Here is a 12,153-nt window from a genome sequence, read left to right on the forward strand (position 1 = left end):
TTGTTAGTGCTTCATGAAACTTGACATCATTCGCTTCATGACTGATTGGTTGTGCATCACGAATTGCCAGACCTTTACAGTAGAAAATTAACGTTGAACTTTTTAATATATCAGTTATGAAAACGCAAAATCAATTTACAGTAAAATTAGCCGGACTAATTTCAACAACAATGTTTGTAGCACTCCTCATTAGTATGCTTGCCTGTACCAGTACAACAAAAAAACAGGATGCCGCAAGTAATACCGAAACAAGTGTAAAAACACCAAGTGTGGATATTTTTGCCGCCGCCTTTATGGGTAATGTAAATGCCACTAATCAACACATTGCTGTTGGTACCGACCTAAATGCAAAAGATCAGTACGGATCTACCCCATTACAAATTGCAAGTACTTTTGGAAAAACAGATGTCGCAATTGCCTTAATTAATGGTGGTGCCGATTTGAATAGTACAAGTAACGACGGATCAACGCCATTACATACAGCTGCATTCTTTTGCAGAACCGAAATTGTTGAGGCATTACTAAAAAAGGGAGCTGACCAAAGCATAAAAAACTCTTATGGCTCAACAGCTTTAGAATCTGTTCAAGCACCTTTTGATAGTGTAAAGGCAATTTACCAGCAGATTGGTAAAGATCTTGGCCCTTTGGGTTTAAAGCTTGACTATGAGTTTTTAGAAACAACCCGTCCGAAAATTGCGGAACTACTGAAGTAGAATGATGAGCAATAAATAGTGAATTACCAATGCAATTCATTTATACATCAATCTGAATCCTGAATTAAAGGGATCTCCCCTTCCTTGAGGAGATCCCCACAGGGAAAAGGGTGTGAAAACGAGGAATAAAAAACAAACGAGATGACAACATCAGAAAGAAGATACGATATAGACTGGTTACGGGTAATAACCATCGGATTGCTTTTAATATACCATATTGCTATTATTTTTCAACCTTGGGGAATCTTCATTCAGTTTATTCAAAGCGAACAATCGCTTGAAGGATTATGGATTCCAATGGCCATGTTAAACATCTGGAGAATACCTTTATTATTCTTCGTTTCGGGCATGGGCGTATGTTTTGCCATCCGAAAAAGAGATTGGAAACAATTATTTACCGAGCGATCGAAGCGAATATTTCTACCTTTTCTGTTCGGAATGTTTTTCATTGTTCCTTTGCACGTTCTTATTTGGCAAAACTATTATCAGCAAGATTTAAATTATCTTCCAAACCCAAGTCATCTGTGGTTTTTGGCCAACATCTTTATTTATGTGCTCTTATTATCGCCTGTCTTTTATTATTTAAAGAAAAACGAAGATGGAAAAATAATGCAGTGGTTTAGGAAACTGATGAAGAATCCATTGGGATTGCTAATCGTAATTATTCCATTTGCTTTGGAAGCAGTAATTGTAAATCCGGACCCTTTTGAAATGTATGCCATGACCTGGCACGGCTTCTTTTTAGGATTGCTTGCTTTTCTATTCGGCTTTTGCTTTGTTTTGACTGGCTCTAATTTTTGGAATACCATACTTACATGGAGATGGTTATTTTTGAGCATTGCATTGACATTGTACCTTATTCGCCTGCTGGCTTTTGAGCTTAAAACCCCGAACTACCTGATGTCAATAGAATCTAACATCTGGATTTTTGCTGTATTCGGCTTTGCCTATAAATACCTGAATAAACCAAGTAAAGCACTTAGCTACCTTAGTCAGGCAGCCTATCCTATTTATATTTTACACATGGCATTTATGTTTCTGGGTGCAGTCCTAATTTTGCCTATTGAAATGCCGGTTTTCGCTAAATTCTTTTCTGTTATCGCTTTTACATCGGTAGGATCTTTTACTCTTTACGAATTGCTTATTAAGAAAATTGGTTTTCTAAGACCACTGTTTGGTCTTAAAACAGGAAAAAAAGCGAAAGACATAGTAGAGCAGAGCGTAAAATGTTAAATCGCTGAAAGCAAGCAATTCCAAATCTCTTCATCAGTAAAAACAAGAGTCTAATTGCACAAAAACCGAAATACTAAGGCATTATTTTTGTTGTGATTATATTGGTAATTTAAAAATTTGTGATGATGAAGAGATGGCTGTTTTTTGTATTACTAGGAGTAATGACGAGTTGTTTAGACGATTCGGATGATGTTTATTTTCACGAACACAAGCAGAGTATTTTATTGCTGCAAGTAGACTACACGAGTTACGAATTTGAGAAAGGCACAGAGCTTTTTCTGCATGCTGAATATTCAGATGCTGATACAATTCCTATTGGTGTAGATTACGATCCTCCTGGAGATTTTGGGAATATCCGTTTATTTTATGAGCCAAGTAAGGAGTGTATTTTTAATGGATCCATCGTTTGGGCTGGTACCGGACATTTAAGATTCCCAAAATGGTTCTATTATCCTTCCCAGTTTGCCACTTTAGAAATTCCAGTTGAAAAACCGGTCAATGATGAATTTCAAATCATTTTCCCGGAAGAAGGACTTGAATATCCTCTTGATTCCATTTGGAATGCAGTTAATCATTTATCAATTGTGTCGAGGTATCTTGAAAGTGGTAAAAAAATTGGCGTTTTTCGTTACACTCCGAGTGTTGGTGTTGGAGATCCAAACGAATGGGACTGGTATGTTATTATGAATACAAATTAGAAATGATAACTAGTTTTGGTTCATGTAGTTTTTGAAAATATAAAAGAGGATAAGAAAGTAATCTTATCCTCTTTTATTATCAGTATAACAAGGTCTATTTCACAGTTTTCTTCATGGTTCCCAAGTAGGTCCAATTCAAATCTCTTGTCTTTAGAGCTGCATCAATCTTCATTTGGGTAGCGGCATCAACATTAAATACTTCGTTACGACCATAAGCATCAAAATAGTGAAGATAACCTGTAAACATATCAAAAGTCATGTGAGTGGTTGGAACTTTACTGCCCGAAGGCATCAGAACTCTGGCCAAAGCCCAATGGCTCAGTGTACCTGCATCCACTCTTTTCTGATGTATGGGAAGAAACAATTCAACTTCGGCTTTTTCATATTCATCAAACTTACCCTCAATTGCCTCCATAAAATTCATTCTCATTACTGTACCAACCTCCATTTTAAAGTTATCTTTAGTAGCAGCAACAACTTTTAAAAACATCCTCTTACTAAGTTCTCTTGATTTCTCTCCCTCCGCCAATGCTTTCATCAACTCCTCATCCGACATGTTGGGGTAAGCCTTTTCAGCAGCAAGCAACACATCTCCATCCGATAAAGCTTTTACAGGATCGTTGTAGGTGGTTACGGTTACGTACTGATAGCCTTGCTCTGTACCGCCAGGTTTTAAGGACCATAAATCCCAACCTTGAATTTCTCCGTTTTTAACCCGTTCGGCATGTATTTTCTCCCAGAAAGTTTCGGTCTCCCAATAATTTATTTCCTGATCATTGGTAACTTTCATAAATTCAAAAACCAGATATCTTTCTTGCTGTGCCATGCCGGTACCGCAAAACAATACCATGGCGACAAATAGCAGTAGTTTTTTCATAACAAGCAGTTTTAATGAATAAGACTTAAGTTACAGCTTTTTATGATTTTGTACAAAAGAGAAATTACAGACAATCACTTCCATTTTATCAAATAGATATTCATAATAATTTAGCCTTGTCATGATAACAATTAAATCGTTGAAAGAAACCAAGTCTTCCCTTCTCGAGGGGAAGTGCCGATAGGCGAAGGGGTGATCCAAAAATAAATTAAATGCAAAACACCAAATGAAATAAACCGCACCCCTCTGTCCTCCGGACATCTCCCCTTAAAAAGGGAGAAACCATCACAAACCAAGCCTTCCCTTCTCGAGAGAATCCGGAAAGCTTTCGGAAGCGACAGGCGATGGGGTGATTAAGCAGGAATCAAAATAGAAAACATAAAAAGAAACAAACCGCACCCCTCTATCCTTCACACATCTCCCCTTAAAAAGTAAGAAACCGTTACAAAGCAAGTCTTCCCTTCTCGAGGGGAAGTGCCGACAGGCGAAGGGGTGATTGAGCAGAAATCAAAGAATCTCACCCTTTTCCCTATCCTGGAAGGAGAACACAGCTTTAAAGCAAATGCTCTATTAAATTATATTTTTACTCCTCCAACACAAACATCATCCACCTGTTCCAATTCTCCCTTCCACTCTTGAAATTCCTTCTCCATTAATACCTTCTGTTCTTCCATTGGTTTATCACTAATGGAAAGCAAGAATTTCTTAAAAGCCCGACTCATGTATTTCTTTCCTTTTGGCCCTCCAAACTGATCTGAAAAGCCATCGGAGAACATATAAATACAATCTCCCTTTTCAAGTTCTATTTCATGAGTGACAAACTTTTCAGCACGATCAGACTTTCCTATTGGTTGCCTGGTTGCCGGATAATCATGAAGAATTCTGTCAGCATTACAAATTGATTTCATTGGAATTTCAACACCTTTTTTAATCTGACTTACTTTGTAGAGTGAATTATTTGCACCCGCGTACCATAACTTATTCATTTCAAAATCAAAACAGCAAAGAGCGATATCCATTCCATCCGCCATTTCATTTTGATTCTGACTAAATGCATCTATCACAAGCTCTCTTACATGATCTAAAATTTTTCCCGGTTCAACAATTCCATGTTTCCTTATTGCACGGTTTAACGCATTAACGCAAACAACACTTACCATGGCTCCTGGCACCCCATGACCAGTACAATCAGCTATAGCATAAAACAAGATAGAATCAAAAGAATATTTCCAATAAAAATCGCCGGAAACGACATCTTTGGGTCGATAAAAAATAAAACTATGGGGCAGCAATTTGTTTATCTGATCGATGGAAGGCAAAATAGCTTCTTGTAAGTGCTTTGCATAGGAAATACTATCATTTATCTTTTGATTTTTAAATTCTATTTCCTGCTTTTGAATGGAAAGTAAATTATTGGCTTTTCTTTTGCTTTGATTTGCCTGCACAATACCATAGGTCATTACTGCAATAACAGATAGGATTACAATTACAATCCAACTAAATATTTGTATGTCCTTAGTAAGATCATCCTCGGGAATGAACATTAGTATTTTGAACGTACTATCCCCAAGAGTAAATGGCTTTACCTCCAAAAAATATTTTTCTCCATGAAAGTAGTAGGTATAAAGCTCTTTCTGAGTCTTATATTTAAGCACTTCTGTTTTAGCTGTCAACATTTCGGGAATATCAATACTATCAGCTTTAATCAAAAGATAGTCCAGCAAATCATTGGGCTCTTTAAAACGATCATCTTTTGGTAAGCCCAAATAACAATTGTCATCAGTAAGAATGCAGACTTTTCCTCTCGGAGAGATCTCCATCTGAGACGTAAACCAGGAAATATCAAATATAGACACATCATAAGATAAAACATGCTTTTCACCTCCCCTATCCTTCCAAGCTTTCGAAATGGTAAGTCCAGACATATCGGTAAACATAAACCGGTATGGTTTGGTCCAAAAAACAGTTTTATCTCCCAAAATAGGAGCTCCTATATACCATGGTCTTGTTCGGGGATCAAAAAAATATTCAAGGCTGTCTTTCATCAATAAACTATGCTCTCCACCGCATTTCCTCCATTTGTATCTTAGCTGTTTGTGGCTTTTTAAGTCCTGTTGGGTAATTACATTTACGTAGAAGTCATCCGAATGCATCAGCATATAATTGTTGCCATCTTTGTCAGCAAGACAAACTGTCGAAACTAATTTGAAATTATCTAGTACCGGAGTAAACATTCGATTCATCTGTTCAACATTCAAATCTTTATAAACACCAAGAACTCCTCTATCGTAGGCTACAAAGAAGCTATCTTCAGCCTGAGAAAAGAAAGCATCCATTTTATCTTCTACCAAGCCCATCTTTTCATCTAAAAGATCCTCGAGCATGTATTCTCTAGCCTTATAAATCGATAAGTATAATATACTTAATACAAAAAGAAATATGATTAAAATAAAAATATTTACTCGCCTAATAGTAAACTTGTATGTTTTAATAAAAATTCCATCCTTAGATAGAATATGCTTTAAAAATGAGGACGTGATAAATTGTCTGTTGAGCATTTAATAATTTAATGAGCAAAAAAACACTTAAAAGAGATAAACACTAAACCATCATATTTACCATATATATATATTACGAAAGTAAGTCAAACAGAGATGCTATAAAACTATATATTATAGTTTAAGAGCATACCCCTTAAAAGTGTAATATACTAAACAGTTATATGATTTAATATATTAACAATATCAAGTCACAAATAGAAATAATGAGAACAAATAAGTATTTCACTCTCTATTCATAAAGTTACCCAAGCACTTTAGGATTCTTTCAATTCTCAAAACCTGAGCCTATTACTCAGTAAAAAAAGCCTGCTTTTTTGCGAGAAATTAGAAGAATAGGCACCCATTCTCCCCGGAAAGAAGTACCGGAATTGAGGCACTTTCATTCAACAAAAAAATCCCCCGACAGTTAACGATCTGTCAGGGGAAAAAAACTCATAAACAAATAACCTATTCTTTTTCTGAGAGCTCTTCTGATTTTCGACTGCCTCTCATCTTTTGCGACATTTCCAATTTAAGAATGCTCTCGTTAATTTTTTTAATGATTGAATCTAGGTCACCACCCGCACTTATGCTCGACATAGATTCCATATATTTAAACATTCCGTCTAAACTTTCTGCAAGATTATTACGAAACAGTTTGGTATCGTTCTCTCGTTTTTGATCAGCATTTTTATCACTTCGTTCATCAATCGATTCAATAAGCGCTTCCATAGCCACTCGCACATTATCAACAATCTCTTTAATACCCAATTTCTCGATAGCCGCTTTTGCCTCAGGAATAGTTTCGCAATCGGCTAAAAACATTTTGCCTTTTGCATTTTGCTCCTGCCAGCTTTCCTGATGCAGGTTATAGCCATGCGTTTTACTCAAATTAATTAAAACACCTGCAGCCGTGCGCTTTTCCTCATCCGGATGCAACTCGTAACACAAACAAATCAATTTAAAAGCCCGCCAGGCATTATTAAAATACTTGTCGGCAAGCTCGGCTCCTGCAGTTTCGCTTACCGTACTCAGTTTATTCAACTGCCCAACCAAATTACCCAAACCGGTTTCAACACCAATATAAAATCCAGGAATACCAAGCCCTACCCAATCGTACCCTTTTGTGATTTTAAGAACATCGTATCCAAGCGATACAAACTCCGCATTTCTGAATCTACTTTCACTAAAGCCTTCAATTTTCATTTTTTTACAATTTAATATTCGACAAATAATCTTCAATTCAATAAGTATAAGCAGCAAACCAATACACGATACCCTCTTCTGCTTTGCTCAAGATCGCCATTTTTATAACGATGAAGCTTTCGCACGCGAGCGATGTTGATTTCTTGGTGCCGAAAGCCTCTTCGCTCCAAGCGGATTGCTCCATTTTTATGGCAAAAGACCCTTCGCATTGGTGCGAAACAGTTTCCCTGATAAAAAACAAGCCATCGCACAGCTAAAAAACCTTCTTTTTTATGCCGGAGAAGCCTTCGCTCCAAAGCGATTAAGCTCTCAGCATGAGGAAATAGCCTTCGCTCCCTGCGAATGACTCCCTTTTTATGCCGGGGAAGCCTTCGCTCCAAAGCGAAACAGTCACCAGCATCATGAAAAGCCTATAAACATTAGCATTTCTTAGTTTGGACATAAACTGATGCCCCTCGCTGATGATGATTGCTGCTGTCATCCTCCCCAACTTCCTCTACTCCTACTTTTAGTGAAACAAATGCCTCGGCCGAGTCATTCTTTTTAACAAAACCATTCCTAAGTTATGAATAAATTAATAAACAATAAAAATCTTAACTGAAGTTTTTTACAATTACAGCCCAACTATTATGTAGTTACTTGGCAGAAATTGTAATAAACATGCGCTTTCGCGGTTGTGAAAAAAAAATTGCATTTATTTTATTTTTACGGTTAAACGGATGCAAAATCATAAAACAGGAATAATGAACAATGAGCTTCAGTAAGTGAATCAATTAAGCTGACTAACAAACACATTTGGCCAAGCAACACAATTTATGCATGCATATACAAAACCAACAACACCTGCAACAAGCACAAACAGCCATTTAACCGACAATTAATTATAAGGATTGATTCTAACAAGGAAAAACACCCTCCTTTTTTATTTTTATGCTTACATTCGGAATTCAATTGTGAAAACTCATTGTTTTTAACAGACAGTGAGGTTTTATCGCTTTATTAAGAAACAACTAAACACATATAAATAGGTATTAGAAACACGCCTTTTTAATAGATAAAAGAGAAGAAACACTATTATTGATGCCTATTGTTACCGTCAACCAAAATCAAACAAAAAAATAGAACAGCAAAATGGCTTCAACAACAACTAATAAAAAAGAAATAGTAGATTTTCTATGGGAATGGGCGGAAACCCATAATGATTGGGGAAAGCTTCTTATAAGTGAGATTGTAACAACAGAAAACAATCTTTCAATAACAGAAAGAGAATCAGTTTTAAATTACTTTTTGCAATCCATAAGTTTACATTCAGGATTACCTGCTATTGCTATAACAAAACCGACTTATACTCCAACCAATAAGAAGATTGAATTAGAGTCATTAACGAACGTTACTGGTGTTAATAGACTTGCCAAAAATCAAACTTTAAAATTTAGTGATAATTTAACTGTAATATTTGGGGAAAATGGTACAGGTAAAACTGGTTATGGAAGAATATTGAAAAATCTCGGTTTCAGTTATGATGATAACAACACAATTCTATCAAATATATTTGGAACTTCTAAATCCAAGACAGCAACTATAAAATATAAAGCTAATAACTTGCCAGATACATTTGATTGGGATGGTACTAATAAAAATAATGATTTAGAGAGTATTTCAGTTTTTAACAACAACTGTGTACAGATTTCTCTTTCAGACAGACAGTTAATTGTGTCGCCAATAGGATTTCATTTATTTAGTATTGTTATCTCAGAATTAAATGAACTAACTACCTTATTAAGGAACAAGATAACCCAATATCCTACAACAATAAATTTTGCGGGGAACTTAAGCACAGGAAGTCCTCAGCAAATTTATATTTCATCACTTTCATCTAAATCAACAGAACAAAAATTAATTGAATTATCAACAATTACTTCAGAACAAGAGCAGGCTTTAAAAGTCTATGAAGAAGAATTATCTAATTTAAATAAAAAGCTTCTAGAAGCTGTAATTCAAAATTTAAATGCTTCAATAACGGAAATAGGTTCTCTAGTAATTAAAATAGAGAATGCTAAAAAGGTTATAACTAAAGAAAATTGTCAAGCAATTGTCAATTTTAACAAGCAAATATTAGTCTTAGAAAATAAAGCTCAAACAGGGATAAAGGAAATAGCTGAAACAAACGGAATAGAATTTTATGAAACAACGCAATTTAGTTTATTTATTAAGGCTGCTGAAAATTATATAAAAATTCTCAGTAAGCCTGAATATCCCAATAGTGAAAATGTTTGTGTTTATTGTAATCAATCCCTTGATGATACTGCCAAAACTCTACTAAGTAGTTATAGAACGTTGCTTAATGATAAAACTCAGGAGAACTTATCTCAATTGAAACTTCAAAAAAACAACTTAATAGCAAAAGTTACTCAGATTGATACGAATATAAAATTTCATCAAGCAACTATTGGCCTAGATACAAATCAAAAGCCAATACAACCACCTGAACTTTTAGAGTACAACAGAGTTTTAGAAGGACTGAAAACTAAATTTGCTACTGATGACATTAAAGAGACTACGGAATTTAATTTTGAATATCAGACCTATATAGACTTTCTTAACAATAAAAAGGATGATCTAAAAAGAATTTTAACTACGAAGAAAACTCTATCATCTGATCTTGCAACGAAAGAAAAAGATCTGAAAAGTAAGATTGCTGAATTGAAAGATCGAAAACAACTTTCTCAAAAAGTTACAGAAATAAAAATAGCTATTTCTAACATGAAAATTGTTTCTAAGTTAAATTCCAAGTTAGGCAGTTTTAGTACAAATTCAATAAGTAGGAAAACAACAGAAGCAAGGGATTTATTAATTAAATCAAACTTTGATAAAATATTCAAAGAAGAATTAAAAGCTTTTAGGAAAGCGCATATTAATATTGATTTAAGTTTTGGTACAGATAGAGGTAAATCTAAAGTTTCACCAAAAATTAATACTCATAATCTAACTGATATACTAAGCGAAGGAGAGCAAAAAGCCATTGCTTTGGCAGAATTTTTAACAGAATTACAACTTGATAATATTATTGCTCCTGTTATTTTTGACGACCCTGTTAACAGTCTTGATCATCATATAATTGATGATGTTGCTAGGCGATTAATTAAGCTTTCAAAAGATAGACAAGTTGTAATATTTACACATAGTGTACTTTTATTCAATAGCTTCTTGTTTTTCAGTAAACAGCAAACTTTTAAAGCTCTTAAGTATAAATTTTATAATACAAAAAATGAATATGATGAAACAGGATTTGTTTCTGAAGCTGAGGAAGAAATAAATAAGGTGAAAAGTTATATTTCAAAAATTAATCTGATTATAAACAATACACCTAAAGATCGTCCTGAAGCAGACGTTGCAGAAGATGGCTATGGGTATCTACGCTCTGCAATTGAACTATTAATAGAATATGAAATTTTTCAAGGCACTGTAAAAAGGTATCAAAAAAATGTTGCCTTAACTCAGTTTGTTAAAATTGATGGTGAGTTGATTAATACTCACAAAGATAATTTGAATGAAATTTTTGAACGAAGTTGTGGTTATATCAAAGGGCATAGTAATCCAACAGCTATTTTCAATCCCCCGACTTTAAGGGAATTGAAATCTGATTTTGGAGACTTTGAAATTATAAGGAAAGCTTTTTTAAATTAAAACTTTAAAAAGCAACCAATAATTGCCAAGTGGCCGATAAATTGAAAGGTTGTTGCCCAAATTAAATTCAGTACAACTAGATATTGAAAGCAACCAACAAGAACCAAATACCATCTACTAACCATCAGTAAACAAATGAAAAAACTCAGTTTTAAACAAAAAATCCTATTTGCTTTGTTCACAGGCATAGTCTATGGTGGCATCCTCCTGCTTGTGCATGATGCATTCGATTTTTACACCATCAGGAGTATGGCATTTCAGACTCTGTTTTTCACGATACTCTTTGGAATAGGCTTTCCATTTGTAATGGAAAAATTGGCGCCAAAAATGCTTTCTAAAGTTAAAAATCCAGAAATGGATGAGAATGAAACAATTATTTATGAAGATGGTGCCAGTTTGTTTCGTGGGGCTTGGGTGACTGTTGGCGGCAAGTTATTTTTAACCAATAAACGATTGATTTTCAACGCTCACAAATACAATCTCCAAAAAGGGGAAACCTCTATTGACTTAAACGATATAACAGAAATCAGTAAAAGAATAACAAGCCGTATTGTTGACAATGGTTTGCAAATAGCAACAAAAGACAATTCGAAATACGATTTGGTTCTGAATAATCGGGATGAATGGATTGAACAATTACAAAAGAAAAAATAAGCCATGTACAAATTCGGAAAAACATCAAAAGAACGGCTAGGCGAAGTTCATGAGCTTTTGCGGCTATTGGCAAATGCATGTTTAACGCAGTCGGCTTTCGATTTTGGCGTGCCTGCCGATGGTGGTTTGCGCAGTGCTTCGCAACAAAAGGAATTGTTTGCCCAAGGCGCATCGAAACACAATGGCACAAAAAGTAAAAGCCATCATCAGTATGGCATGGCTTTGGATTTGATTCCTCACATCAACGGAAGCTACACCTGGGCAAATAAGGAAGCTTTTTTAAGCATTGCCCAAAGCGCATTTAGTATATGGGGCCAGCTGGAAGATACGCAAGGTCTTCATTTGCATTGGGGTGGTTTTTGGAAAATCAAGGATCATAACAAAAAAGACTTTCTTGATTTGCAAGAAATACAGGCTTGGAATTTCTCGCATTTCGAACTGCGCAGCAAAACCCAAGAAGAAGCCATGCCTATTGATACCTACCTGGCTAAAATGAATTATGAAATAGCATAAGTCCCAATAAATTCGAAAATCATTTCCCCTCC

General features: G+C 35.1%; 9 protein-coding genes. 6 read left to right on the forward strand and 3 right to left on the reverse strand.

Annotated features, from left to right (window positions below):
• Positions 1-116 precede the first annotated feature (116 nt).
• From ALGA_RS21680 to ALGA_RS21690, 3 genes are all read left to right on the forward strand, one after another.
• On the forward strand, positions 117-713 hold the full coding sequence (locus tag ALGA_RS21680) for an ankyrin repeat domain-containing protein (protein WP_197705646.1): 597 nt from the start codon (positions 117-119) through the stop codon (positions 711-713).
• A gap of 141 nt (positions 714-854) precedes the next feature.
• On the forward strand, positions 855-1,946 hold the full coding sequence (locus tag ALGA_RS21685; protein WP_096432914.1) for an acyltransferase family protein: 1,092 nt from the start codon (positions 855-857) through the stop codon (positions 1,944-1,946).
• A gap of 122 nt (positions 1,947-2,068) precedes the next feature.
• Positions 2,069-2,644 carry a hypothetical protein gene (locus ALGA_RS21690; RefSeq protein WP_145957697.1) on the forward strand — a complete coding sequence of 192 codons (576 nt, stop codon included), beginning with the start codon at positions 2,069-2,071 and terminating at the stop codon, positions 2,642-2,644.
• Between the two features lie 94 nt (positions 2,645-2,738).
• Here ALGA_RS21690 and ALGA_RS21695 read toward each other — a convergent pair whose 3' ends face one another.
• The 3 genes from ALGA_RS21695 to ALGA_RS21705 form a co-directional block, all read right to left on the reverse strand.
• A complete protein-coding gene (locus tag ALGA_RS21695) occupies positions 2,739-3,521 on the reverse strand; it encodes a hypothetical protein (protein ID WP_096432918.1) in 783 nt (260 codons plus the stop codon).
• Positions 3,522-4,096: 575 nt separating this feature from the next.
• Positions 4,097-5,905, reverse strand: a complete 1,809-nt coding sequence (locus tag ALGA_RS21700) for a SpoIIE family protein phosphatase (RefSeq protein WP_162845513.1) — start codon at positions 5,903-5,905, stop codon at positions 4,097-4,099.
• A 624-nt stretch (positions 5,906-6,529) separates the two neighbouring features.
• Complete coding sequence (locus ALGA_RS21705; RefSeq protein WP_096432922.1) at positions 6,530-7,267, reverse strand: DUF6261 family protein; 738 nt, start codon at positions 7,265-7,267, stop codon at positions 6,530-6,532.
• Positions 7,268-8,398: 1,131 nt separating this feature from the next.
• On the opposite strand from ALGA_RS21705, the gene ALGA_RS21715 reads away from it, so the two are divergent.
• The 3 genes from ALGA_RS21715 (at position 8,399) to ALGA_RS21725 (ending at position 12,121) form a co-directional block, all read left to right on the forward strand.
• Complete coding sequence (locus ALGA_RS21715) at positions 8,399-10,954, forward strand: AAA family ATPase (RefSeq protein WP_096432926.1); 2,556 nt, start codon at positions 8,399-8,401, stop codon at positions 10,952-10,954.
• 135 nt (positions 10,955-11,089) lie between these two features.
• Positions 11,090-11,608 carry a GRAM domain-containing protein gene (locus ALGA_RS21720; protein WP_096432928.1) on the forward strand — a complete coding sequence of 173 codons (519 nt, stop codon included), beginning with the start codon at positions 11,090-11,092 and terminating at the stop codon, positions 11,606-11,608.
• A 3-nt stretch (positions 11,609-11,611) separates the two neighbouring features.
• Positions 11,612-12,121: a M15 family metallopeptidase gene (locus ALGA_RS21725; protein ID WP_096432930.1), complete on the forward strand. Its 510-nt coding sequence runs from the start codon at positions 11,612-11,614 to the stop codon at positions 12,119-12,121.
• The last annotated feature ends 32 nt before the right edge of the window (positions 12,122-12,153 follow it).

Origin of the sequence: Labilibaculum antarcticum (assembly GCF_002356295.1) — a bacterium.
GTDB lineage: Bacteria > Bacteroidota > Bacteroidia > Bacteroidales > Marinifilaceae > Labilibaculum > Labilibaculum antarcticum.

What these genes read in the sequence shown, in the direction of transcription:
- ALGA_RS21680 (WP_197705646.1), top strand. Translation starts at nt 117, where the DNA reads ATGAAAACGCAAAATCAATTTACAGTAAAATTAGCCGGACTAATTTCA.
- ALGA_RS21685 (WP_096432914.1), top strand. Translation starts at nt 855, where the DNA reads ATGACAACATCAGAAAGAAGATACGATATAGACTGGTTACGGGTAATA.
- ALGA_RS21690 (WP_145957697.1), top strand. Translation starts at nt 2,069, where the DNA reads ATGATGAAGAGATGGCTGTTTTTTGTATTACTAGGAGTAATGACGAGT.
- ALGA_RS21695 (WP_096432918.1), bottom strand. Translation starts at nt 3,521, where the DNA reads ATGAAAAAACTACTGCTATTTGTCGCCATGGTATTGTTTTGCGGTACC.
- ALGA_RS21700 (WP_162845513.1), bottom strand. Translation starts at nt 5,905, where the DNA reads ATGCTCGAGGATCTTTTAGATGAAAAGATGGGCTTGGTAGAAGATAAA.
- ALGA_RS21705 (WP_096432922.1), bottom strand. Translation starts at nt 7,267, where the DNA reads ATGAAAATTGAAGGCTTTAGTGAAAGTAGATTCAGAAATGCGGAGTTT.
- ALGA_RS21715 (WP_096432926.1), top strand. Translation starts at nt 8,399, where the DNA reads ATGGCTTCAACAACAACTAATAAAAAAGAAATAGTAGATTTTCTATGG.
- ALGA_RS21720 (WP_096432928.1), top strand. Translation starts at nt 11,090, where the DNA reads ATGAAAAAACTCAGTTTTAAACAAAAAATCCTATTTGCTTTGTTCACA.
- ALGA_RS21725 (WP_096432930.1), top strand. Translation starts at nt 11,612, where the DNA reads ATGTACAAATTCGGAAAAACATCAAAAGAACGGCTAGGCGAAGTTCAT.